Consider the following 24,949-nt stretch of genomic DNA (forward strand, 5'->3'; position numbering starts at 1 on the left):
GGCGCGTTCAGGAACCCGCGGCGCGGGCGGCGGCGGCCGTGGCGGTCAACACGAACTCGATCTCGGCCACGCGCTGTCCGTCGCAGCGCAGCTTGGCCTTCATGAACCAGGCCGGGCCGACGCGTTCGGTGACCTCGACGCGCGTCGTGACCTCTTCCTCGGGCCGGACGATGCGGCGGAAGCGCGCACCGCCGAGCTTGCTCAGCACCGGGATGCCGTCCTCCTCGCCGAAACCCGCGAGGCGCAGCGAGACCAGCACGGCGGCGGTCTGCAGCGCGTGCTCGGTCAGAAGGACGCCGGGTGTGACGGGTTCGCTCGGGTAGTGGCCCTGGAACCAGAACGCGTCGGCGGCGGGGCGCCAGCGACCCTCGATCGCGTTCTCCTCGATCGCGTCGATGGCGTCGACCAACAGGAACGGCGGGCGGTGGGGGATGGCGGCTTCGATGCCTGTGCGGTCGAGGCGCGTGGGGAGGTTCGTGGTCATGGTCGGCGGGCGCGGGTGGGGTCAGCTCTGGGCGGCTTCGGAGGCCGCTTCGTGGGCGAGCGCGTGCAGGAAGGCGTCGACCTTGTTGGCGCTGATCGCGCCGTAGTTCGCCGCGCCGAGCCAGCCGGACATGATGATGCCGACCGAGCCCGCATGGAACAGTCCGCCCACCTGATCGGGCAGTTCGGCCGAGATCGGCAGGCCCTCGAACTTGGTGCCGAACGACGTGCCGGCGGGGTGCTCGGTGTAGAAGGCGAAGGTGCGCGGCGTGGCGGTCTCGACGTGCTCGATCTTCTCGGCCACGCCCGGCACGTAGCGCTCGAGAGAGGCCAGGGTGTCGCGCTCGAGCTTGCTCTTCTCGACCTCGTAGGCCGCGCGGTCGAAGTCCTTCCAGTCCTCGAAGCGCGCGTTGGTCGACGAGACGATGGCGTAACGCGGCGCCGCGTGCGGGCGGACCTTCGGGTAGTAGAACGAGAAGGTGCGGCTCTCGCCGTGGAAGTCGCACAGGGCTTCGCTCGTGAAGGTCGGCCGCGTCGACGTGAACAAGAGGTCGGTGATGAACGGGATCTCGGTGCCTTCGCGCAGGCCCATGTAGACCTGGCAGCTCGACGTGTTCAGGCGCACGGCCCGCGCGCGCTCGAGGAAGTCCGACTCGAAGTGCTCGGGGCCGACGAGGTCCGTGATGGTCGAGCGGATGTTCGCGTTCGAGAGGACGGCCTTGGCGGCGATGAAGCGGCCGTTCGCCATCACGCCGCGAACGCGCCGCTCGCCCATGGGGCTCTGGTCGACGACGATCCGTTCGACCTCGACCGAGTTGAACAGGTCGACGCCGTTCTTCACGAGTTCGGCCTTCATGGCCTTGATCAGCTGGTCCGTGCCACCGGTGAAGGTGTACACGCCCTTGCTCATGAAGTTCGAGAAGACGATGCCGTAGGTGATCGCCGGATCGTCGAGCGTCGAGCCGTTCGCGTAGCTGATGGGCTCCATCAGCAGGCGGTGGACGTCGTTGCGACCGGGGAAGAAGCGCTCGAACAGCTCGCCCGTCGTCTCGTCGGACGGGTCGAAGAAGTCCATCTTGCGCAGCGCGTCGAAGAAGCCCTCGACCTGCGCGCGTTCGAGCCCGAAGACGTCGACGAGCTTGTCCGTGAAGTCCTCGCGCGTGAACGTCGTGTCGAAGCTGAACTGCGGGTTGTCGAAGCGCACGCCGTCCAGTTGCACGATCGAGTCGGCGATCGCCTGCGTCCAGTACTTGCGGCACGTCTTCTTCATCCCGATCGGGAAGCCGTGCAGCGAGATGTCGAACACGTGCCCGCCGCGGCGCTTGAACCAGGTCGCGAGGCCGCCGAAGTTGTAGTGCTGTTCGAGCAGAGCCACCCTGTGCCCTGCGCGGCCGAGCACGTTCGCCGCCGTCAGGCCCGCGAGGCCGCTGCCGATCACGATCAGGTCGTAGTCCGATCGCGCCTTGCCGAGCGGGTCGTGGTGGAGCGGCCGCTTGCCGTCGGTGGAGCCCTTGAAGTAGCGCTTCTGGGGGATGATCTCGTTCGTGTCGCTCATGGTGGTTCGTTGGCTGCCGCAGCGTGTCGCGGCCGTCCTCGCGCTCAGTTCGACGCGGCCAGCACGTGCAGGTTGGCCATCGAGATGCCGCTCATCGCCGCACCGACGATGCCGAGGTAGCCCTGGTCCGTGCCGATCAGGAACAGTCCGTCCAGCTCCGTGCGTCCGTCGCGGACCTTCCTCGGACTGCCGTACACCGTGCCTTCGTGGTGCCCGGTGTAGCGCGTGATCGTGGTGGGGGTGAAGACGTCGCGGAAGACCTCGTGCGGGCGCACGTCGGGGCAGAACGCGGTGGCGGCCGCGAGCGCGCCGTCGCTCCACTCGCGCTTCATCGCGTCGTAGGTCTCGCCGTCGATCCCGGTCCAGCGCCCGTGGTTCGCGAGGCAGGTGACGCGGAAGACCGGTTCCTTGTCCGCGTGGGCGCCGGGGAAGTTCTGGGTCATCGAGATGACGCCCGACGACAGGTCCACGGCCGCGTCCGGTCGCTCGTAGCGGAACGGCCGGCTGTTCGAGAAGAAGACGACGCCGGACGACGTGCAGTCCGGGTGTCCGCCGGTCATCGCGCGCGGGTCCGTGTCGAGCACGCTGATCGTCTCCACGAAGGACAAGCGGCCGCGCGGCGAGCGCACCGGGTCCTCGGGGCGCTCGGGGTCGATCAGGCGGTTCGTCTCGACGCGCCCGGCCGACGAGAGGATCGTGTCGGCCAACAGTTGCGTGCCGTCCGCCAGTTCGACACCCGTGGCCCGGCCGTCCTGGGCGAGCACGCGCACGACCTCGCTGTGGCGTCGCAACTCGCCGCCGGTCTCCTCGAGGCGGCTCTTGAACAGGTCGAGCAGCGGGCGGATCCCCTGGCGCGGCATCGCCAGACCCTCGAGGAAGATCGAGTGGAACAGGATCACGAACTGGTCCCAGTCCACGTCGTTCTCCCGCGCGCTGCCGTAGTAGCAGCAGGGGATCAGGAGCAGGTCGACCAACAGTTCGTCGCCGAGCCGGTCCATGAGTTCCGCACGGGCAGAGCGCTCGGGCTCCTCCTCCTCGCCGAGGCGTCGCGCGGAAAGGTCCTCCACCAGCGCGACGAAGCGGTCCTTCTTGCTCGGCGCCAACGCACCCGCGTTCTCGATCATTTCGTCGACCTGGTTCGAGAAGCGCAGCACGGCGCCGTCCGAGACCACGGTCGAGTGGGATTGCGGCGCGAGATCGAGGTCGTCGTAGCCGATGCGCAGCTGCCGCACCACGCGCGTGAGCGGCTTGCCCGAGACGCGCCGGTCCACGTAGTTCGTGAGAGCGTGCAGCCCCGTGTCGAACAGCCGTCCGCCGCGCTTGTAGAACGAGTTGAGGCCGCCCCAGAGATAGTGCTTCTCCAGGACGGCCACGCGCTTGCCGTACATCGCGATCCGGATGCCGGCGGCGAGTCCGCTCAGTCCGGCTCCGATCACCAGGGCGTCGTAGCGCTCGGCCGGAGCCGTGCGAGGGGCGTCTTGGTTGGCGCTCACGACGTCGGGTTCTCCGTTCGGCCGACCGCTTCGCGAGCGACCCGGAGCGATTCGATCAGGCGTTGCTCGCGCAGTGCAGTTCCTTGTCCGCGAGGTGCGGCTCGAGGTAGTTCACGCAGCCGTCCATCGAGGCCAGTTCTTTGTAGTCCTCCTCGGGGATCTGCACGCCGTAGAGCTTGCGCAGCTCCATGACGATGTCGAGGAAGTCCATCGAGTCGAGCTCGATCTGGTCGCGCAGGCGCTCGGCGTGATCGAGGTTCGAAAGATCCTCGTCGGGAGCGATGGTCTGGATGATGTCCTGGATGGCCAGGACGATCTCGTCGCGGGTCATGGCAGTGGTGCTTGGAGCGGTGAGTGGTGGCGAGTCAGTGAGCGAAGCGCTCGATGACCACACCCGAGTTGATGCCGAGCATCCCGAACGACATGTTCAGGATGCGATTCACGTTCCCACGGTCGAGCGGCTCGTTGACGACCAGACCGCGCACGTCGCAGGCCGGGTCGAGCGAGTCGACGTTGATCGTGGGGTGGACGACGCCGTCGTCGAACGACGGCAGGTTGCCGGCCAGTTCGAGGGCGCCCGCGGCGCCCATCGCGTGACCGATGAAGCTCTTCGTGTTGTTGACGCTGACACCCTGCGCGTCGCCGAACACCTCTTGGACGGCCTTCGCCTCGACCGCGTCGCCCTGAGGCGTCGAGGTGGCGTGGGTGTTCACGATGTCGATGCCGTCGGCGTCGAGGCAGGCGTCGGCCAGGGCGGCGCGCATGCACGCGTTCTGGCCCACGGACGACGGCAGCACGAAGTCGTCGGCGTCGGAGTTCACGGCGTAGCCGATGACCTCGCCGTAGATCTTCGCTCCGCGCGCGAGGGCGTCGTCGAGGCGTTCGAGCACGTACAGGCACCCGCCTTCGCTGACCACGATGCCGTTGCGATCCATGTCGAACGGCCGGCTGGCCTTCGTCGGGTCCGCGTGACGCGCGAGGGCGCCCTGGGCGTTGAACGACGCGAAGATGCCGAAGGTGTGGATCGACTCGGAGACGCCGCCGCCCAGCACGCGGTCGACGCGGCCGAGCTGCAGCATCTGCACGCCGTGGATGATCCCGAGGTTGCCAGCCGCGCAGGCGCCGCCCAGGCAGTAGGCCGGGCCGGTGATGCCCATGTTGATCGTCACCTCTCCGGCCGGGTTGTTCGCCACGGTGCGCGGGTTGTGGTGGTGCGACCAGTAGCGCATGTCGTAGTCGAACTGGCTGACGTTGTGGACCTCGTTCTCGGTCTCGACGTTGCCGTGCTCGGTCGTGCCGATGAAGATGCCCGTGCGCGCGGGATCCAGGTCCTCGCGCGCGATGCCGGCGTCGCGCAGGGCTTCGTGCGCGCACCAGACCGAGATCGAACCGGCGCGCGTGCCGCGGCGGATCTCCTTCTTCGACTGGTAGCGCGTGGCTTCGAAGTCGCACACGCCGGCGAGCGTGTCGCCGAAGTAGCGAATCGTGTACGGGCGCACGCCGCTCCTGCCCGTGAGCAAGCTCGTGCGGTACTCCGCGAGGTCGTTGCCGTTCGGGCTGGTGAGGCCGACGCCGGTGATGACGACGCGGGGAAGCGTGGCGTTGGAGCGGGTCATGGCGGCGATCAGGCGCGGGGCGCTCCGTCCTCGTTCGTCGTTCCGTCGCTGCCTTCGAGCTGGTCCTCGGCGAGCTGGTCAGCCGTGAGCTCTGCATCGACGCCGCTCGTCACCGCGCTCTCCGCCAGGGCCGAGCGCGAGTTGGGTCCGAGCTGGGTCAGCAGTTTCCCGGGCTCGCCGAGTCCGACCTTGAACGCGGCCGAGATGGCGCGGCTGAGGATGCTCTGCCCGTCGCCGAGGGCGTTCGCGACCGCACCCACCAGTAGCTTCATCATCGCGTCGGCGATGTCGCAGGCCGAGATGATCGAGCGCAGGGTCAGGACGCGCGGGTCGCGGTCGCCGTGCTTGCGCGTGATGATCTCGAGCGCGCGACCGATCGTCTGGCGGAAGCTCTGGAACGCGACCTGTTCGCGGCGGCGCAGGATCGTGGCGGCGATCTGCAGCGCGTTGCCGACGGGGGCGTGCAGGTGGCAGCGGCGCGCGCTGTCGAACGTGCTCTGGATCGCGCCCCACTCGGTCAGTTCCGACAGGGTCGTGGACGCCGCGCCCTGGCTGATCTCGAGCGTGTCGCAGATCTCGCGGCACGACAGCGGTCGCGACGAGAGCACGAGCAGTCCCCAGACGCGCCCCTGCATGCGCTTGAAACCGAACGTCTTGAAGAACTGCTCGAAGGTGGGCAGCTCGGCCAGCAGTTCGGGGTCGGTGGGGGCCGGTAGGGCCGCTTCGTCACCGGCCGAATCCGCGGCGGTCGCGGCGGTCGCGGCGACGGCGCCGTCCTCGGACGGGTCGTGTCCGGGCGCCGCGGAGCGCTGGGAGGCCCGCGTGGAGCCGTTCTGGGAGCGTGTGGAGGCCATGGTGTGGCGGATATCTGACATCTCAGATATCTGATGCGCCTGAATGCCACATCCAGAGGCCTGGATCAAGGGGGACCTGCGTCCGGGAGCCGGATTTCGAGCGGGTGCGCGGCGACGGCCCCCGGCCGGCCTCAGGTCTCGAGGCCCAGCATCGTGCACTGGAGCCCCGAGCCGATCCCGAGCAGCGCCACCCGCTGACCGGTCCCGACGAAGCCCGCGCGCCGCGCCAGGTCCAGGGTCGCCGGCAGGGCCACCGAGCCCACGTTGCCCAGGAACTCGACGGTGGGGAAGTCGATGCCGCCATCGATCTCGAGCGCGGCCAGGAGCGCCCGGCGGTGCGCGACGCCGACCTGGTGGGTGATGACCCTGTCCACGTCGCTCGCGCTCCAGCCCAGCTCGTCGAGCAGCCGCGGCCAGGTGCGGGCGGCCAGCGCGCAACCCGCCACGAGCAGGGCTTCCGAGTCGGTCTCCATCAGAGGCGCGCCGCCGTCCACCTGGTCGCCCTGGCAGAGTTCGACCGCGCTCGAGTCCGCGCCGACCGCGCCGCCGAGCAGCCGTGGGGAGCCGGCTTGCGCGCGCTCCGAGCGGCACACCACCGCCGCGGCCGCGCCAGAGCCGATGGTCAACGAGGCGAAGGCGCGCTTGAGATCCGCCTTGGTCGCGCCCTCGGTCTCGAGCAGGTGCTGGATCGTCCGCCGCACCAGCGGGCCGCCGTCCTCGCCCGCCACGACCAGGCCGTACTCGATGTCGCCGCGGTCGACCATCGCGCCGACGACGGTCAGCGCGTCCACGAATCCGAGGCAGGCGTTCGACAGGTCGAAGGCGCGTGCGGTCGCGGGCAGGCCGAGGGCGCGGTGCACCACGGACGCGGTGGCCGGCTCGAGGAAGTCGCGGCAGACCGAGGCGTGCACCAGGCAGCCGATCGCGTCCGGCTCGACGCCCGCATCGGCGAGCGCGAGGCGCCCGGCCGTCGCCGCCAGGTCCGACGGGCGCGTGCCGGGAGCCGCGTGGCGTCGCTCGCGCACGCCGCTCATCAGCTCGAGCCGACCGACGCGCAGGCGCAGGCGGTCGTAGAGGGGCGCGAGCTGCGTCTCGAGCTCCTCGGACCGCACGACCTGCTCGGGCAGGTGGTGGGCGAGGCCGGCGATGTGGACGTCGTGGAAGCGCACGGTGGACGGTGGGGAAGGGGCGCTGCGGCCGTTCGCGCGCGGTCCGACGAGGGACGCGGGCGCGAATCCGTCGGCGAGCGGGCCGCGCAGGATAGCGGCACACGGCCCGCGCTCCGCTCCTGCCCGGGCGAACTCGACGGACGGGGGCGGTTCGGCGATGATCGCCCCATGGCCGCCGGGATCCCCACCATCCTCCACGTGGACATGGACGCGTTCTACGCCTCCGTGGAACTGCGCGACCGACCGCATCTGGCCGGCCGACCGGTCTGCGTGGGGGGCGAGGCGTCGCGCCGCGGCGTGATCTCGGCCGCCAGCTACGAGGCGCGACGCTTCGGCGTCCATTCGGCGATGAGCACCGCGCGCGCCCAGAGTCTGTGTCCGGACCTCGTGCTGTTGCCCGCGGACTTCGAGAAGTACACGGCGGTCTCGCGGCAGATCATGGGCATCTTCACGAGCTACACGCCGCTCGTCGAACCGCTGTCCCTCGACGAGGCGTTCCTCGACGTGGCCGGCTGCGAGCGGCTGCACGGTGACGCGGTGACGATCGGCCGCGCGATCAAGGCCGACATCCTGTCCGAGACCGGAATGGTGGCGTCGATCGGCATCGCGCCGACCAAGTTCGTGGCCAAGCTCGCGTCCGACCTCGAGAAGCCCGACGGCTTCGTCGTGATCACCGCCGACCGCGTGCGCGAGGTGCTCGACCCATTGCCCGTGTCGAAGATCTTCGGCGTGGGCGATCGCACGGCCAAGCGTCTGGCCGCGCTCGGTGTGGAACGTATCGAGCAGTTGGCGAGCCGCGGCCGCGACGAGGTGCTGCACGAGTTCGGTGCGACCGGCGCGTGGATCCACGACCTGGCGCACGGCATCGATCCCAGGCGCGTCACGCCCGGCCGCCAGGAGAAGAGCCACGGCATGGAGCGCACGTTCCCCGAGGACGTCTCCGATCGCGGCGAGCTGCGCAAGCTCCTCTACGAGTTCTGCGACTCGGTCGCGTTCACCCTGCGCGAGCGCGGTCTGCGCGGACGGACGGTGACGATCAAGGCGCGCTACTGGAACTTCCGCACCGTCACGCGCAGCCACACGCTGAGTCAGCCGACGAGCCTCGGTCCGCGTCTGTTCGCCACCGCGCGCGACCTGCTCGAGCGCGTGCCACAGGGTCCGCTGCGGCTGTTGGGCGTGCAGGTGGGCGCGCTCGAGGACGTGCGCGCGCCGCGCCAGGCGGAACTGTTCGGCGAGCCGCTGCTCGCGCCCGAGGACGAGCGTGCGACCAAGGCCCAGGCCGGGATGGACGCGTTGCGCAAGAAGTACGGCAAGGCGATGGTGAAGCCGGCGAGTGCGATGCGCGACGACGGCGTGAGTTGAACGTCGGCTGCGGTCGACGCTTCGGCCTCGGTCTGCCTCGAGCCAGTTCGCGCACCGGCTGCGATCGACGATTCGGCCGAGCGAACGACGGCGGACCAAGGCTTCGTCGAGGGCGTGACACCGAGGGAACGCGCTGTGACGGTCGGGGCCCTCGAAGAATCGCTCGGATTGGCTTCGATCCCTCGCGTGGGTCCGGCACGTTCACTCGCGCCCCGAGGCCGTGGTCAACACGTTCCACGACCAGTTGCTATCGTCCGCGTCGTCGTCACGTCGGTGCCTCCTTCAACGCGCGCCCCGACGCGACTGGACCCTTGCGGCCCCCCTCCAGGTCTCGAGACCTGTTCCTCATGTCAACGCTTCTTCGGTTCGCCTTCTTCGTCGCTCCCCTCGTGATCGGTTCGACCGGGCTGAGCAGCTGTTCGGGTGGGAGCGGCGGCAGTGGACCCGTGGCGCCGAAGCTGTCGTTCCCGGGGCTGCGTCTGTCCGCCGGTGACGTGCCCACGTCGGTGGCGTCCGCCGACCTGGATGGGGACGGCCTCCTCGATCTGGTGACGGCGAACGTCGACTCGGATGACGTGTCGGTGCTCATGGCCGCGGGGGACGGGACGTTCCGCCCGGCAGCGAACTTCGCGGCGGGTGGCGAGCCGCGGTCGATCGCGATCGCTGACCTGGACGGGAACGGAACTCTCGACCTTGTTGCGACCAACCGCATGCCGAACGGCTTGTCGGTGCTCTCGGGCGCGGGGGACGGGACCTTCGGCGCGGCGGCGGCGTACTCGACCGGCGCCCTCCCCCTATCGGTCGCGATCGCCGATGTGAACGAGGACGGTGCCCTCGACCTGGTCACGGCGGACCTCTTCTCGAACAGCGTGTCGGTGCTCCTGGGTGTGGGGGACGGGACGTTCGGTGCGAACTGGACCGTCGCAGCCGGCTCTCGGCCAAGATCGATGGCGATCGCCGACGTGAACGGGGACGGGGCTCTCGACCTGGTGACGGCGAACCAACTGTTGGACGACGTGTCGGTGCTCCTGGGGGTGGGGAACGGGACGTTTGGTACGCCGACGACCTTCGCCACGGGTACCGAGCCCTTCTCGGTCGCGATCGCGGACCTGGACGGTGACGGTGCCCTCGACCTGGTGACGGCGAACTTCGGCTCGAACGACGTGTCGGTGCTGATGGGCGCGGGGGACGGGACCTTCGGCGCCGCGACGGGATTCGCCGCCGGGACCGAGCCGTTCTCGGTCGCGCTGGCCGACCTGGACGGTGACGGTGTGCTGGATCTGGTGACGGCGAACTACGCGTCGGACGACGTGTCCGTTCTGCTGGGCGCAGGGGACGGGACCTTCGGCGCGGCGGTGGCCTTCGCGGCCGGTGACCTGCCGAGATCGCTGGCGATCGCGGACCTGGACGGGAACGGCGACGTCGATCTGGTGACGGCGAACGAGGGCACGGACGACGTATCGGTGCTCTGGGGTGCTGGGGACGGGACGTTCGGAGCTGTTGAGACCTTCGGAGCCGGGGACGGGCCCTTCGCCGCGTCGATCGCGGATCTGGACGGAGACGGCGTGCCCGACCTGGTGACGGCGAATCTGATCTCGGCCGATGTGTCGGTGCTCTTGGGCGCAGGAGACGGGACGTTCGGTGCGCAGGCGACGTTCGGGGTCGGGCTCGATCCCGTTGCCGTCGCGATCGCTGACCTCGACGGTGACGGCGCCTTCGACGTCGTCACAGCGAATCAGTTCACCGACGACGTTTCGGTCCTCCTGGGCCTGGGGAGCGGGAGTTTCGGTTCACAGACGACCTTTGCCGCCGGCGACGATCCTGCCTCCGTCGCGATCGCCGATCTGGACGGTGATGGGGCTCTCGACCTGGTGACGGCGAACATCGACTCGGACGACGTGTCGGTGCTCCTGGGCGCGGGGGACGGGACCTTCGGGGCGGCGGCGGCCTTCGCGGCGGGTGACGCTCCATTCTCGGTGGCGATCGCGGACCTCGACGCAGACGGGGCTCTCGACCTGGTGACGGCGAACGAGAGCACGGACGACGTCTCGGTGCTCATGGGCGTGGGGGACGGGACGTTCGGAGCCGCCGTGAATTTCGTGGCCGGCACCGGGCCTCGATGGGTGGCGATCGCCGACCTGGACGGAGACGGCGCTCTCGACCTGATGACGGCGAACTACGACTCGGACGATGTGTCGGTGCTGCTGGGCGTGGGGGACGGGTCGTTCGCTGCGCCCACGACTCTCACAGCGGGCGTCGAGCCGCGGTCGATAGCGATCGTGGACCTGGACGGCGACGGATCCCTCGACGTGGTGGCGGCCAATCGTCTCTCGAGCGATCTGTCGGTGTTCTTGGGGCTCGGAGACGGCACGTTCGGCGCGGCTACGACCCTGGCGGTGGGTGATGAACCCTACTCCTTGGCGACCGCTGACCTGGATGGCGACGGAGCCTTCGATCTGGTGACCACGCGATTCACGTCGGACGACGTGTCGGTGTTGATCAACCTGCGCTGAGCATGGCTCTGGGCTCCTCGGCCTCTCCACCAGGTACGAGAGTTCTCGCTCGCCTGCCGCGAGGGGGTCGATGGTGTCCAGGCTCTCGCGCAGGGCTTCGGTGCGCCCCAGGTGCTGTGGACCACGCGTTCTGGTCCGCCTCTCCGACTCGATCAACGCGCGCGGACCGGAAGCGGCCAGAGGTCGATCACGAAGCCGCGGGGGACGGAGCGCCTACGACGCGCCCAGTCGTGACGAGCGGGTGTCGGTCGCTCTTCGGCTTCGCGACGAGCCCCTGCTCGAGCCGCGGTCCAGCAACTCGCCGGGCGTCGTCGGCCGAAGGCATCGCTGCACGGTGAGGGGCGCGGCCCCGAGCGCGAGTGAGGCGCCGAGGACTCAGTGCGCCTCGAGCCAGTTCGCACCCCAGCCGCGATCGACGACCAGCGGCACCGACAGCTCCCAGGCGTTCTCCATGCACTCGACGACGAGCTGCTCGGCGAGCTCCTTCTCGGAGTCGGGCACCTCGAGCAGCAGTTCGTCGTGGACCTGCAGGAGCATGCGCGTGGCGAGGCCCTCCTCGCGCAGGCGAGCGTCCACCGCCAGCATCGCGCGCTTGATGATGTCGGCGGCCGAGCCCTGCACCGGCGTGTTGACCGCCGCGTTCTCGGCGAAGCTGCGCTGACGCGAGTTCTCGCTCGACAGGTCGGCCACGTGGCGTTTGCGACCGGCCAGCGTCTCGACGTAGCCCGTGCGCCGCGCCTCCTCGAGCAACGCCTCCATCCAGCCCTTCACGCTGGGGAAGCTCGCGAAGTACTTCTCGATGAACTTCTTCGCCTCGTTGACGCTCATGTCGGTCTCGCGCGCCAGGCGCTGCGGACCCATGCCGTACAGGAGGCCGAAGTTGATGACCTTGGCCTGGCTGCGCATCTCGCGCGTGATCAGTTCGGGCATCACGTCGAACACGATCGCGGCGGTCTGCGCGTGGATGTCCTTCCCGTCCACGAAGGCCTGGATCATCTTCTCGTCGCCGGACAGGTGCGCCATGACGCGCAGCTCGATCTGGCTGTAGTCGGCGGCCAGGAACGTCCAGTTCCCGTGCTCGTCCGGTTCGCGCGGCACGAACGCGCGACGCAGCCGGCGGCCCTTCTCGGTGCGCACCGGGATGTTCTGCAGGTTCGGGTCCGAACAGGCCAGACGCCCGGTGGCGGCGACCACCTGGCTGAAGCTGCAGTGCACGCGGTGCGTGTGCGGGTTGACGTAGCGCGGCAAGGCGTCCACGTACGTGCTCTTCAGCTTGGTCAGTTCGCGGTACTCGAGCAGCTTCGCCACGATCTCGACACCCGCGTAGTTGTCGTTCAGGGTGGCGGCGTCCGTCGAATAGCCGGTCTTGGTGCGCTTCACGCGCTTGACGCCGGCCTCGTTCTGGATCTCGAGCTTCTCGAACAGGATGTGGCCGAGCGCCTTGGTCGAGTTGATGTTGAAGACCTCGCCGGCCAGGTCGTGGATGGCCGTCTCGAGCAGCGCGATCTCGCCGGTGAGCTCCTTCGAGTACTCGGCGAGCAGCTTCTCGTCGAGCCGGATGCCCTCGGCCTGCATGCGCACGAGCACGTCCACCAGCGGCAGCTCGAGGTCGTACACCAGCGGGCCGACCTCTTCCTCCTCGACCTCCTTCGCCAAGACGTCGCTGAGCCGGAACGTGCAGTCCGCGTCCTCGCAGGCGTAGTCGGCGACCTGGTCGACCGGCACCTCCGCCATGGTGATCTGCTTGGCTCCGCTGCCGATCAGGTCCTTGGTCGGGATCTTCGACAGGCCGAAGAAGTGCAGCGACAGCGCGTCGAGGTTGTGGGCGCGTCGCGTGCCGGCCGCGCAGAAACTCGCGATGAGCGTGTCGAAGTCGACCGGCGGCAGTTCGAGACCCTGGTGGCGAAAGACGAGCCAGTCGTACTTCGCGTTCTGGGCGATGCGCTCGAGCTTCGGATCGGTCAGCAGCCGCTCGAGTCGCCCGAGCAGCGCTTTCGGTCCGTCCGGATCGACCGGCGGGTCGGCGTTGAACGGCACGTACCACGCGCGACCCGGCGCGTCGGCGAACGAAACGCCGACCAGGTCCACCGCGAGCGGGTCCAGGCCGGTGGTCTCGGTGTCGACGGAGAAGCGTCCCGATTCGACGAGCTGTTTCTCCATCGCGGCGAGGCCGTCGAGGTCGCGCACCTGCGTGTAGGCGCGTTCGACCTCGTCCGCACCGCCCGAGCGCGCGTGCATCTGCTCGAGCAGCGTGCGGAACTGCATGCGCTGGAACAGTTCGGCGAGGCGCTCGACGTCCGGTTCGGCCGGTCCGACACCGTCGAGCCCCGGATCGAGCGGCACGTGCGTGTCGATCGTGACCAGCTCGCGCGACAGGAGCAAGAGGTCGCGACTCTGCTCGATCTTCTCGGCCATCTTCGGCGAGAGGTCGCCCAGGTGTTCGAGCACGCCCGCGACCGAGCCGTGGTCCTGGATCAGCTTGGCCGCGCCCTTCTCGCCGATGCCCTTGACGCCCGGCACGTTGTCCGAACTGTCGCCCATGATCGCCAGCACGTCGATCACCCGGTCGGGCGTGCAGCCGAACTTGGCCTCGACCGCCGCCGCGTCCTCGATCACGAGCGCTTCGCCCTTCTTGAAGACGTTGTAGAGCTTCACGTGGTCGCTCACGAGCTGCATGAAGTCCTTGTCGCCGGTCACGATCATGACCTCGTGGCCGGCCGCCTCGCCCGCTTTCGCGAGCGTGCCGATCACGTCGTCGGCCTCGTAGCCGGGCACTTCGAACAGCGTGATCCCGTGGCCGCGCACCACCTCGCGCAGGTCGTCGAGCTGGGCCACCATGTCCTCCGGGGCGCGCTCGCGCGTGGCCTTGTACTCGGCGTACTGCTCGTGCCGGAACGTCGGCCCCTTGGCGTCGAAGGCGACCGCGATCAGGTCGGGCCGCTCCTCCTCCAGCAGGCGCCGCAGCACCATCGTGAAGCCGTAGGTCGCTCCGGTGGGGCGTCCGTCGGCGGTGGTCAGTCCCGAGCGCGCGAAGGCGAAGTGGGAGCGGAAGGCGAGCGCGGTGCCGTCGAGCAGGAAGAGCCGGGACATGGGCGGCGAGGGTAGCCGGGGGGGCGCACGTTTTCCCGTCGCGATCCGACACGCCCGGGTCAGCGGCGCAGTCTCTTCCCCTGAGGGAGGGCGGGGGCCCGCGGTGGTATCGGGGCCGCGCGCGTCCCAGGATGGTGGCCGCCGCCGCCCGGGTCGCACGCCGCCCGTGAGCTCCGCCACGCCATGCACGACGTCCACGACCACACCGGCCCCGAGCCGTACGGAGCCGGCGGGCAGGGGGCGCGGACCGCGGACGCGCGGGCGGTCGGGCAGGGCGAGCTGGACGAACGGGTCGCGCTGCTCGAGTTCACCGATCGGCGCGCGCTCGACGACGCGGCTCTGGCGCTGGCGGCCCAGGGCATCGCCTGGTCGGTCGTCACGCTCCCGCGCCCCGCGACCGGCCGCCACCGTTTCGTGCTGACGGTGCCCGTGGCCCAGGCGGACGCGGCGAAGGTCGAGCTGTCGGGCTACGTGCACGAACTCAAGCAGCGGCGCGGCGTCGAACCCCTGCCCGATCCGGTCGACATGGGGTCCGCGGGAGCGTTCGGCTACGTGGCGCTGATGGCGCTCGTGTTCCTGTGCGAGCGCCAGGGGCTGTTCGGGCTCGACTGGCGCGGCGCGGGCGTCAATTCGGCGGCGGCCGTGCTCGACGGCGAGGTCTGGCGCACGGTCACGTCGCTCTTCCTGCACGCGGACGGAGCGCACCTCGTCAGCAACCTGTTCTTCGGGACGCTGTTCGGGGTGCTGCTCGCCCACGCGGTCGGCAGCGGCGTGGCCTGGCTGGCGATCCTGCTCGCCGGCGGCCTGGGCAACCTCGCGAACGACCTGCTGCAGGAGTCGACGCACCGCTCGATCGGCGCCTCCACGGCGGTCTTCGCGGCGGTCGGACTGCTGGTCGGCGTCGAGTCGATCCGCCGGCGCAGCTTCAGCGTCGGCCCGGCGCGCCGCTACGGTCCGATCCTGTTGGGCGCGGTGCTGCTGGCCTGGTTCGGCGGCGGCAACGTGCAGGAGGGCGGCGGTCGCGGACCGGTGGACGTCGGGGCGCACGTGCTGGGCTTCGTCGCCGGCCTCGCGCTGAGTGGACCGCTCGCGCTGGTGGCCGCGCGCGCCGAGTTGCGTTCGTTGCGCGTGCAGGTCGTGGCGGCGGGCGTCGCACTGGTCGTGGCGGCCGCGGCCTGGACCGCGGCGTTCGCCACCTGGGGCTGACGGGAGCACGCGTGCGGTGACCGCGGACCGTGGGCTCGAACCGCCGTCGAAGCCTGCGACGCGACCGCTCGCCCAGAATCTTGAGCGGCGTCCGTGGGGCCCGCGCCTACCGTGTCCCGCCCGTTCGGCGGCTGGTGCGCCGCGTCCGGTCACGCCATGGATGCTCCCGATCGATCCGACGCCCGCGCGCCCGCGACGCCCAACCTTCGGCGCGAGCTGCGCCAACAGCTGCGACTCGCACTGCCCATCATCGTCGTCCAGCTCGGGATGATGGGCATGGGCGCGGTCGACACGTTGATGGTTGGTCGCTACGGCGCCGAGGACGACGGCGGCGCGGCCCTGTCGGCGGTGGCCCAGGGCAACCTGCTCTTCTTCGGCGGCTTCACGTTCGCGATGGGGGTGATGATGGGGCTCGACCCCGTTCTCTCCCAGGCGCTCGGAGCCGACGACCGCCGCGGTTTCGCGCGCGGCGTGCAGCGCGGCTTCGTGCTCGTGCCGCTGCTCGCGCTGATCGCCGCGCTGCCGCTCCTGTTCGCCGGGCCGTTGCTCGCCGCGCTCGATCAACCGGCCGAGGTGCGCGACCTGGCCGTCTCGTACTGCCACTGGTCGCTGCCCGGCGTGCCGCTCATGCTCGGGTTCGTGGTGCTGCGCGGGGCGTTGCAGTCGCTCGAGAAGCTGGCGCCGATCCTGTGGACGGTGCTTGCGGCGAACGTCCTGAACGTCGTACTCGACGCCGCGCTCATCCACGGCACGTGGGGCGCGCCAGAGCTCGGATCGACGGGATCGGCGATCGCCAGCACGATCGGGCGCGGCTTCATGCTCGTCATGTTGGCGGCGCTGGCGATCGGGCGACTGCGGCCGCTCGTCCTCCCGCTCGACCGCGCCGCGCTGCAGATCGCGCCTCTCGCACGCCTCGTGCGACTGGGCTCGTCGGTCGGCGCCCAGAACCTGCTCGAGTTCGGCGCCTTCGCAGCCGTGGCGGTGGGCATGGGCCAGATCGGCACGACCGAGCAGGCCGGTCACATGGTCGCCATGAACCTCGCCGCGCTGTCGTTCATGATCCCGCTCGGCGTCGCGACCGCGGCCTCCGTGCGCGTCGGCAAGGCGGTCGGACGCGGCGACGGCGACGCGGCGCGTTTCGCGGCGCGCACGGCGCTCGTGCTGGGCGCCGGTTTCATGCTGGCGAGCGGCGGCGTGTACTTCACCTGCGCCGAGTTCCTGGCGGGGCTCTACACGGACAAGGCGGCCGTGGTCGCGGTGGCTGCGACGCTGCTCCCGTTGGCGGCGGCGTTCCAGCTCTTCGACGGGACCCAGGTGGTCGCGCTCGGCGTCCTGCGCGGCGCGGGCGACACGGCGCTGCCGGCGTTGGTCAACCTCGTGGGCTACTGGCTGATCGGTCTGCCGTTCGGGTGGTGGCTGGCGTTCGACACGACCGTGGGGTACCCGGGACTGTGGTGGGGGCTCGTGCTCGGCCTGGTGGTCGTGGCCGCCGTCCTCGTGGTGCGCATCCGCGTCCGACTCGCGCGGTTCGTGTCGCGCGTCGATCTCGACGGTTGACCTTCAGCCCGGGGCGGCGGCGGTCCGTATGCTCCCGGCCATGGACGCCTCCCTCCCCCCCGCGCCCGACGTCGATCCCGCCGCTGCCCTCGAGCGTCCGGTCGGCCCGATCCTCTCCGTCTTCACCGGGTTCCTGATGGGACTCGCGAACCTCGTCCCCGGGCTCTCGGGCGGCACCATGATTCTGATCATGGGCCTGTACGAGCGCTTCGTCGCCGCCATCGCCGAGGTCACGTCGCTGCGGCCGAAGCGCTCGACGATCGTCTTCCTCGCGCTGTTCGGCGCAGGCCTCGTGCTGGCGCTGGGGGGCTTCTCGAAGGTCGCCGTGTGGGCCGTGGTCAACGAGCGGATGGGGGCGTTCGCACTGTTCGTCGGACTCACGCTGGGCGTCGTGCCCGAGCTGTTCGCCGAGAGTCGCCCGCGCGGCGGCAGCGGCAACTGGGTCACGATGCTGGTGTCGGTCGCGGTCGGATTCGCGCTCGTGGTCGGACTCGGCGCGCTGGACGTGGCCTCGGGGTCGGACGGCTGGCTGTTCCTCGCACTGGTCGGTGCGCTGGCCGCGTCGAGCATGATCCTGCCGGGCGTGTCGGGCTCATACGTGCTGCTGCTCTTCGGCGTGTACGAGACCGTCATCGGCAGTCTGTCCGTGTCGCACCTGCGCGCGGAGCCGGCCGAGGCCCTGGCGGTGCTCGTGCCGGTGGGCGTCGGCGTGGTCGTCGGGATCGGCGCCTTCTCGAACCTGCTCAAGGTCCTGCTCGTGCGCGCCAGCCGAGCGACGCACGGCGTGCTGCTGGGCCTCGTCCTCGGTTCGGTCGTGGGCCTGTGGCCGTTCCAGAGCCTCGTGCACCCCGAACTGGCGCGCAGCGACGAGCGCAAGGCGATCGCGATGCTCGTCGTCGACGAGGCGCCGCTCGCCGAGATCCGCGAGGCGCGCGGCGTCGACTGGGACGCGGCGCGCGCGGCCGAGCTGGCCGAGCGTTTCGCGGGCTACGAGACCCGGGGAGACCTGAAGCTGGCCTCGAACGCGACCGAACGCTTCTCGCCGACCGGGATGCAGGTCCTCCTGGCCGCGCTGCTCGCGCTGTTCGGACTCGTGCTCACACGCGTGCTCGCGCGCGTCGGTGCGAAGCACGGCGACGGCTGAGCGCCGGTCCTGGCCGCGTCACTCGAACGTCGGCGCGTCGAGACCGCAGCGGAAGTCGAGGGCCTCGATCTCGAGGTTCGTCCGGCCGCGGAACGTGTTCCAGCGCGGCGTGTAGACCACGTGGATCGGCGTGCCGGGCACGAGCTCGTCGGCGCGCGGCCCCTGACCGAACGCCATCGCGCGCAGCACGTGGTCGCCGCGGCGCAGCTGCAGCGACAGGTGCGCGCCGTCGCCGCCGACGCGACGCGGCTCGTCGGCCAGACGCACGTCCTGGGAGACGAAGACGGGCTTCTTGTTGCTCGCGCCGAAGGGTTCGAGCTGTTGCAGCTGGCGCATCAGGGTCTCGTTCATGTGCCCGAACGGCAGCTCGAGATCGATGTCGAGCGGTCCGAGTTCGAGCGAGCGGCCCGCCAGCGCCTCGGTGGCCGCCGCACAGATGGCCTCGCGCACCGCGTCCACGTCGGCGCCGAGCACCTCGCAACCCGCAGCCTGTTCGTGCCCGCCGTAGCGTTGGAAGTGGTCCTTCGCCGCGTGCATCGCGCCGAGCAGGTCGAAGCCCTCGACGCTGCGACCGCTGCCGCGCCCCGACAGGACGCCGTTCTCCTCGGTCAGACCGATCACGAGCGCCGGACGCCCGAAGCGATCGACCAGACGCGACGCGACGATGCCGACGACGCCCTGGTGCCATCCTGCGCCCGACACGACGAGCACCGGATAGCGCTCGGGGTCCGCGAAGCGTTCGGCCTCGACCAACGCCGCCGCGGTGACGTCCTTCTCGATCGCGCGGCGCTGGTGGTTCAACTGCTCGAGCTCGGCCGTCAGGCGGCGCGCCTCGTTCCCGTCGTCGGTGAGTAGCAGTTCGACGGCGCGGTCCGCCGCACCCAATCGTCCCGAGGCGTTGATGCGCGGTCCGATCTGGAACGCGACCTCCTCGGCCGTGGGGGTGCGGCCGTCCAACTTGGCCGCCGCGCACAACGCCGCGAGGCCGGCCGTCGGCCGGTGGCGCAGCGCCTTCAGTCCCCAGTGCACGAGCAGGCGATTCTCGTCGACGAGCGGCACCACGTCGCAGACCGTCGCCAGCGCCGCGAGCGCCATCTGGGACTCGAGGAACGCCTTGTGCGCCGGTCGCACGCGCTCGCCGCCGTCGAGGTGTTGGAGCAGGCCCCAGGCCAGCTTGAACGCCACCGCCGTGCCGCACAGCTCGCTGAACGGATAGGGCGGGTCGCCCAGTTTCGGGTTCACGATCGCCGTCGCGGGCGGGAGCGCACCCCAGACCGGGTGCGGCAGCGGCGGCTCGTGGTGGTCGGTGACGATCGTCTCGACGCCGATCTCCTTCAGCGCGGCGATGGTCTCGAACGCCGACGTGCCGTTGTCGACGCTGATGCAGATCGAGGCCTTCTCGAGCTTGGCGCGCTCGACGCTGTGGTCGCCGAACGAGTAGCCGTCGACCAGCCGGTTCGGGATGTGCCAGGCCACGCGCGCGCCCACCAACCGCAGGAGGCGCGTGAGCAGCGCGGTGCCGCACACGCCGTCCACGTCGTAGTCGCCGTGCACGAGGATCGACTCGCCGCCCTGAATCGCGCGCGCCAGCCGGTCGCAGGCCTCGCGCATCCCGGGCATGAGCATGGGCTCGTGCAGGCCGTCCGCGCGGCACGAGAGGAACGGCTCGATCGCACCCGGGTCCGTGTGCCCGCGGTTCACGAGCAGGTGCGCCACCACCTGGTGGATGTTGGAAGCGCGGGTGATGCGGTCGCGGACGCTCGCATCGGGGCGGCTGATCCTCCAGGGGCGGGACATGGTGCTCGGCATCGGGGTGGGGTGGCGTCGCGGTCGTGCGACGAGGCGTTCGAGAGGCGCTGGCGGGGTGTGTCGAGCACGAGCGGGCCGACTCGCGTTCGATCGAGGTGGGCGTGGCCTATCCGTCGACGTCGCGGTGCTCGGTCGGGTTGCGGCTCGCGGACGAGTTCTTGTCGCTCGCGCGACCGGCGAGCAGCCGATCGTCGAGGCGTTCGTCGTCGAGCCCGGCGGGCTCGGTGTGGATCGTGACCTCGCTGCCAGGATAGGCGCTGGCGATCGAGCGTTCGACGCGATCGGTGATGGCGTGCGAGCGGTGGAGGTCGAGGTCGCCGTCGAGCTCGAGGTGCAGCTCCACGTGCACACCCTGGCCGAGCGAGCGCGTCCGCAGGTCGTGGAGGCCGCGCGCGTCCGGATCGGCCATGACCAGGGCGGCGATGCGCTCGCGCTCCGGTTCGGGCAGTTCGCGGTCCATCAACAGGTCCACGGACGTGCGCACGATCGAGAAGGCGGTCAGGAACAGGTAGCCCGCGATCAGCGCTCCCACCAGTGGATCCACCCAGCCCAGGCCACCGCGGCCGGCGATCACGATCGCGACGATCACGGACAGGTTCGCGAGCACGTCGCCGCGGTAGTGCAGGCTGTCCGCCTCGATCGCGACCGAGTCCACGCGCCGCAGGGTCCACGACTGGATCGCGACGATCGCGACGCTGCCGATGGTGGAGAGCACCATCACCGCGATCGCGAGCTGCGTGTGGCGCAGGGGCTCGGGTTCGAGCAGGCGCCCGACCGCGGAGTAGACGACGAAGACGCCCGACCCGCCGACGAGCGCGGCCTGCACGAGGCTCGAGATCGCCTCCGCCTTGCCGTGTCCGAAGCGGTGGTCCTCGTCCGCGGGCCGGTTGGCGACCACGACGCTCCACAGGGCCAGACTCGAGGCTGCCACGTCCGCCAGGCTGTCGGCCAAGGACGCGAGGACCGCGACCGACCCCGACATGAGAGCGACGACCAGCTTGGTCGCCGCCAGGGTGCCCGCCATGGCCACGCTCGCCAGCACGGCGCGCCGGCGCAGTGCTTGCCAGCGCGCGTTCGTCGGGTGGTCGGGGGCGGCGGGATCCACGGGGTCCGAGGATAGGGCCCAGGTGTCCCGGGTCGGTGGCGGTACCTGGGAAGTAGGATGCGCCGACCCGATCCGCCGACCCATGTCCGAAGAACGCGCCTCCACCAACCCCTACCGCCTGCTCCCCAAGGTCGACGCGCTCGTGGCGGCTTCCACCGGCACCGATCTGCCGTCCGCGGTGCTGACCCGGCTGGCGCAGTCCGTCCTGGATCGCCTGCGCTCGCAGATCGCGTCCGGCGAGCGGTCGCCCGAGGACTTCGAGGCCTTCGCGCGGGACGGTGGCGTGGCGCGGGCCCTCGAGGACGCGATCGCGCTCGAGCGGGGCAGCGGCCTCGTGCGCGTGATCAACGCCACTGGCGTGGTCCTGAACACGGGTCTGGGACGCGCGCCGGTCCACCCCGAGGCGGCCGAACACATGGCCGAGGTCGCGCGCGGCTACTGCGTCCTCGAGGTCGATCGCTTCAGCGGCAAGCGCAACCGGCGCGACGACCGCACCAGTGAACTGTTGACGCGCGTGGTGGGGGGCGAGGCGGCGATCGCGGTCAACAACTGCGCCGCGGCCGTGCTGCTCGCGCTCCAGACCTTCGCCGGCGGACGCAGCTGCATCCTGTCGCGCGGCGAACTGGTCGAGATCGGCGGCTCGTTCCGCATGCCGTCCGTGATGGAGCGTGCCGGCGTGGAGCTGGTCGAGGTCGGCACCACCAACCGCACCCGCGCCGCCGACTACTCGAGCGCGATCGACGACCACACCGGGCTGCTGCTCAAGGTCCACACGTCGAACTACCGCGTGGTCGGCTTCACCGAGGAGGTCTCGGTGGCGGAGCTCGCCGCGCTGGGTCGCGAACGCGGTCTGCCGGTGGTGTACGACCTGGGTTCGGGCCTCGTGGATCCGGACGGCGCGGTGCCGCTCGACTTCCTCGACGACGAGCGCACCGTCGCCGCCAGCCTCGCCGACGGGGCGGACGCGGTGCTGTTCAGCGGCGACAAGCTCTTCGGCGGTCCCCAGGCCGGTTTCATCGTCGGCCGGCGCGCCGCGATCGACGCCATGCGGCAGAACCCGCTGTACCGCGCTCTGCGCCTCGACAAGGTCGCGCTGGCCGGCATCGAGACCACGCTCGAACTGATGCTCTCGGGCCGCGGGAACGAGTTGCCCGCGCGCGCGCTGCTGTGCGCTCGACCCGCCGATCTGAAGGTACGCGCCGAGCGACTGGCCGAGCAGATCGACGCGCTCGCCTCGATGGAGGCGCGCGTCGTGCCGGGGCGGTCGCAGCCCGGCAGCGGCAGCGCGCCCCACGTCTTCATCGACACGTTCTGCCTGGACGTGGCCCGCGACGGGTGGAGCGCCGAGCGCCTGTCGCGCGAGCTGCGCCACGGCGAACCGCCCGTCTTCGCGCGCATCAGCGAGGACCGTGTGCTTCTCGACGTGCGCACGCTGCTCCCCGGCGACGACGAAGATCTCGTGCGCGCACTGACCGCGCTGGACCGACAGGAACGATGACCACCAAGGACGAAGCCTCGAAGCAGGCCATCTCCGCCTCCAAGCGCTTGACCGACTACGCCGCCTGTGCGGGGTGAGCGGCCAAGATGCCCATGGGGCGGCTCGCGCAGGTCTTGCGCGACACCAAAGTCACTGCTGACGAACGCTTGCTGGTCGGACCCGACTCGTTCGACGACGCGGGCATCGTGTCGATCGGCTTCCCGGGCGCGCCCGCGCTCGTCCAGACCGCGGACTACTTCCCGCCGGTCGTGGACGATCCGTGGTTCTACGGAGCGATCGCCGCGGCGAACGCGCTGTCCGACGTCTACGCCATGGGCGGTCGGCCGCTGTCGGCGTTGACGCTCGCCGGCTTTCCGAAGGAGCTCGACCAGGAGATCATCGCGCAGATCCTGCGCGGGGGCTTCGAGAAGGTGCGCGAGGCCGGCGCGGTCGTGGCCGGTGGCCACACCGTCGAGTCCGAGATGATGTTCGGCTTCGCCGTCACGGGTCTCATCGATCCGAAGCTCGCCACGGCGAACACCGGTGCCAAGGTCGGCGACGTGGTCTACCTCACGAAGAAGCTCGGCATGGGCACCATGACGACCGCGGCCAAGAAGGGCGTGATCACGTGGGAGGAGATGATCGGCGCGGCCGAGCAGATGGCGCGTCTCAACGCCGGTGCCGCCGAGGCGATGGTCGCGGCCGGTTCGCGCGCGGCGACGGACGTCACGGGCTTCGGCCTCATGGGGCACCGCAACATCGCTCTGGGCTCCAACGCGACGCTGCGGCTGATCGCGAGCGACCTTCCGATCTGGCCCGGCGCGAAGGAACTGGCGGGACGCGGTATCGCGTCCGGCGGGTCCAAGCAACCGCGAGACGCTCGAGTCGGTCGTTCGCATCGGCCCGGGCGTCGATCCCGCGTTGGTCACGACCGTCTTCGACGCCGAGACGTCGGGGCGGTCTGTTGATCGTGGTGCCCGCGGCGAACGCAGGAGCACTCGAGGCCGAGCTGGCGAAGCGCGGCGAGATGGTGCAGCGGGTGGGAGATCGTCGCTCCGGACGGCGTCTGGGTCGAAGTCGTCTGAGACCGCGAGCAGCGACGCGAGCGCCCACGCCCCGCCCATGAGCGACACGGATCCCGAGCTGCCGCCCGACGGCGACTTCGCCGCACTCGAAGAGCGTGGACTCGCCGTCGAAGGTCCGCCGTGGATCCTCGGCCACCGCGGTGCGCCGCGACTCGCGCCCGAGAACACGGTCAGCTCGCTCGTGCGCGCGCTCGAACTGGGGCTCGACGGCGTCGAGTTCGACGTCCAGCCGAGCGCGAGAACGAGCCGGTCGTCCTGCACGACGAGACGCTCCAGCGCACGACCGACGGCCAGGGCGAAGTGGCCGAGCGGCCGCTGCCCGAGCTCGCACAGCTCGACGCCGGGGGCTGGTTCGGCAAGGCCTTCGCCGGCGAGCCGTTGCCGCACCTGGCGGACGCGCTCGATCTCGAGCAGGGACCGGCCGCGCATCCGCCGCTGTTCATGGTCGAGCTCAAGACCGTCGGACTGGTGACGCCGTCGACGACCTGTTGCGCGCGCGCGAACTCGAGCGCCGCTCCTACGTGGCCTCGTTCCACCGTTCGGTCGTCACCGCAGCGCGTGATCGAGGTCTGCGCACCTGTGGCCGAAGATGCGGACGAGGAGGACCTCGCCTTCGTGCGCCGCGAACGCATCGACGCGCATGGCCTGGCCGCACGCGGTTGGGAGGGGACGGTCGGTCGGCGGTCCTGGCCCTGCGAGCGCTGGGCCTGGAGCGTGGATGCGCCCGCGGACCTGCTCGACGCCTGCCGCGGCCGCTCGTCGGGTTGAACACGAACGAGCCCCTGCGCGCGCTGTCCGGCGCGCACTCGTGGCCCTGGCGCCGGACGACACCGGTCCGTACCCGCTCGAGGTGCCGGAACTGGTCGTGCACAGTGAGATGCACGACGACACCTGGTCGGGCGACTGGAACGCGGTGGCCTACGTCCGCAACCCGTTCGCCTGGCGCGTGTCCGTCTCGCTCGCCTTCGTGGCGCCCAGGGCGCCTTCGACGTCAGCGGTTCACCGACCGAGTTCGAGCTCGCGCCGGGCGAGCGCCGCAGCGTCGAACTGGCGGTCAAGGGCGGAACGCACTCGCCCGGCGCCGATCCGTTGCTCGTGGCGCGCTACGCATTCGTCGGACCCGCGCCGGCGGATCGACCGCTCGAGGCCCTGGTCCTCGACGCGCCGCTCGTCGCCGCCGCACGGCGTTCGCGCGCGAGCGGGTGCGCACCGCGCCTCGCTCGCCGAGCGCCCCGGTGCCGAGGCGCCGACCCTGTCGCTCGAGCGCCGCGGTGGCGCGCTGCTCGTGTCGCTCGAGCAGGCCGGCGGGCTCGTGGATCCGCGTGGTCGTCGCAGCTCGACGGACGCACCGCCCACGGCCGACCGGGGTACGGATGGCGCTGCCCGAGGACTTCGACGCGCGGCGGCACTCCGTTCACCTGTGCGGTCGCG

At 70.6% G+C, this 24,949-nt stretch carries 16 protein-coding genes and 3 pseudogenes; 9 read left to right on the plus strand and 10 right to left on the minus strand.

Annotated features, from left to right (window positions below; genetic code table 11):
• Positions 1-7 precede the first annotated feature (7 nt).
• The 7 genes from Pla163_RS07040 to Pla163_RS07070 form a co-directional block, all read right to left on the minus strand.
• Positions 8-484 (minus strand): 3-hydroxyacyl-ACP dehydratase FabZ family protein, encoded by a 477-nt coding sequence (locus Pla163_RS07040; RefSeq protein WP_145185679.1) that lies wholly within the window; start codon positions 482-484, stop codon positions 8-10.
• Between the two features lie 21 nt (positions 485-505).
• Complete coding sequence (locus Pla163_RS07045) at positions 506-2,038, minus strand: phytoene desaturase family protein (RefSeq protein ID WP_145185681.1); 1,533 nt, start codon at positions 2,036-2,038, stop codon at positions 506-508.
• Positions 2,039-2,082: 44 nt separating this feature from the next.
• Positions 2,083-3,531 carry a phytoene desaturase family protein gene (locus tag Pla163_RS07050; RefSeq protein WP_145185684.1) on the minus strand — a complete coding sequence of 483 codons (1,449 nt, stop codon included), beginning with the start codon at positions 3,529-3,531 and terminating at the stop codon, positions 2,083-2,085.
• Between the two features lie 55 nt (positions 3,532-3,586).
• Positions 3,587-3,862, minus strand: coding sequence for an acyl carrier protein (locus Pla163_RS07055; RefSeq protein ID WP_145185687.1), 276 nt, complete (start codon positions 3,860-3,862; stop codon positions 3,587-3,589).
• A gap of 34 nt (positions 3,863-3,896) precedes the next feature.
• Entirely contained in the window at positions 3,897-5,147 is a 1,251-nt protein-coding gene (locus Pla163_RS07060) for a beta-ketoacyl-[acyl-carrier-protein] synthase family protein (protein ID WP_145185690.1), read from the minus strand.
• Between the two features lie 8 nt (positions 5,148-5,155).
• The gene (locus Pla163_RS07065) at positions 5,156-6,001 is read right to left on the minus strand and encodes a GbsR/MarR family transcriptional regulator (RefSeq protein ID WP_145185693.1); all 846 of its coding nucleotides are present in this window, start codon (positions 5,999-6,001) and stop codon (positions 5,156-5,158) included.
• Positions 6,002-6,132: 131 nt separating this feature from the next.
• Positions 6,133-7,170: a 3-oxoacyl-ACP synthase III gene (locus Pla163_RS07070; RefSeq protein WP_419186408.1), complete on the minus strand. Its 1,038-nt coding sequence runs from the start codon at positions 7,168-7,170 to the stop codon at positions 6,133-6,135.
• 168 nt (positions 7,171-7,338) lie between these two features.
• Between Pla163_RS07070 and dinB the strand changes: the two genes are divergently transcribed.
• Positions 7,339-8,532: a DNA polymerase IV gene (dinB, locus tag Pla163_RS07075; RefSeq protein WP_145185697.1), complete on the plus strand. Its 1,194-nt coding sequence runs from the start codon at positions 7,339-7,341 to the stop codon at positions 8,530-8,532.
• 347 nt (positions 8,533-8,879) lie between these two features.
• Positions 8,880-11,045 carry an FG-GAP repeat domain-containing protein gene (locus Pla163_RS07080; protein ID WP_145185699.1) on the plus strand — a complete coding sequence of 722 codons (2,166 nt, stop codon included), beginning with the start codon at positions 8,880-8,882 and terminating at the stop codon, positions 11,043-11,045.
• A gap of 375 nt (positions 11,046-11,420) precedes the next feature.
• On the opposite strand, the gene polA is transcribed toward Pla163_RS07080, so the two are convergent.
• Positions 11,421-14,135, minus strand: coding sequence for a DNA polymerase I (gene polA / locus Pla163_RS07085; RefSeq protein ID WP_145185701.1), 2,715 nt, complete (start codon positions 14,133-14,135; stop codon positions 11,421-11,423).
• Between the two features lie 183 nt (positions 14,136-14,318).
• Here polA and Pla163_RS07090 point away from each other — a divergent pair, with 183 nt between their 5' ends.
• The 3 genes from Pla163_RS07090 to Pla163_RS07100 all read left to right on the plus strand — a co-directional run bounded on the left by Pla163_RS07090 (position 14,319) and on the right by Pla163_RS07100 (position 18,042).
• A complete protein-coding gene (locus Pla163_RS07090; RefSeq protein ID WP_145185703.1) occupies positions 14,319-15,341 on the plus strand; it encodes a rhomboid family intramembrane serine protease in 1,023 nt (340 codons plus the stop codon).
• A gap of 156 nt (positions 15,342-15,497) precedes the next feature.
• Positions 15,498-16,898, plus strand: coding sequence for an MATE family efflux transporter (locus Pla163_RS07095; protein ID WP_145185706.1), 1,401 nt, complete (start codon positions 15,498-15,500; stop codon positions 16,896-16,898).
• 40 nt (positions 16,899-16,938) lie between these two features.
• A complete protein-coding gene (locus Pla163_RS07100; protein WP_419186409.1) occupies positions 16,939-18,042 on the plus strand; it encodes a DUF368 domain-containing protein in 1,104 nt (367 codons plus the stop codon).
• Between the two features lie 18 nt (positions 18,043-18,060).
• On the opposite strand, the gene recJ is transcribed toward Pla163_RS07100, so the two are convergent.
• Positions 18,061-19,839 carry a single-stranded-DNA-specific exonuclease RecJ gene (recJ, locus tag Pla163_RS07105; protein ID WP_419186410.1) on the minus strand — a complete coding sequence of 593 codons (1,779 nt, stop codon included), beginning with the start codon at positions 19,837-19,839 and terminating at the stop codon, positions 18,061-18,063.
• A 118-nt stretch (positions 19,840-19,957) separates the two neighbouring features.
• Positions 19,958-20,956, minus strand: a complete 999-nt coding sequence (locus tag Pla163_RS07110; RefSeq protein WP_419186411.1) for a cation diffusion facilitator family transporter — start codon at positions 20,954-20,956, stop codon at positions 19,958-19,960.
• Between the two features lie 82 nt (positions 20,957-21,038).
• Here Pla163_RS07110 and selA point away from each other — a divergent pair, with 82 nt between their 5' ends.
• The 4 genes and pseudogenes from selA to Pla163_RS18865 all read left to right on the plus strand — a co-directional run.
• The gene (selA, locus tag Pla163_RS07115; RefSeq protein ID WP_419186412.1) at positions 21,039-22,454 is read left to right on the plus strand and encodes an L-seryl-tRNA(Sec) selenium transferase; all 1,416 of its coding nucleotides are present in this window, start codon (positions 21,039-21,041) and stop codon (positions 22,452-22,454) included.
• A gap of 86 nt (positions 22,455-22,540) precedes the next feature.
• Positions 22,541-23,559, plus strand: a pseudogene (gene selD / locus Pla163_RS07120) (selenide, water dikinase SelD).
• Positions 23,556-23,735: pseudogene (locus Pla163_RS18860) on the plus strand (glycerophosphodiester phosphodiesterase family protein); the annotation flags it as partial. The pseudogenes selD and Pla163_RS18860, both read left to right, overlap by 4 nt.
• Positions 23,736-23,770: 35 nt before the next feature.
• Positions 23,771-24,286, plus strand: a pseudogene (locus tag Pla163_RS18865) (glycerophosphodiester phosphodiesterase family protein); the annotation flags it as partial.
• Positions 24,287-24,949 lie beyond the last annotated feature (663 nt).

It is taken from the genome of Rohdeia mirabilis, from assembly GCA_007750655.1.
GTDB lineage: Bacteria > Planctomycetota > UBA1135 > UBA1135.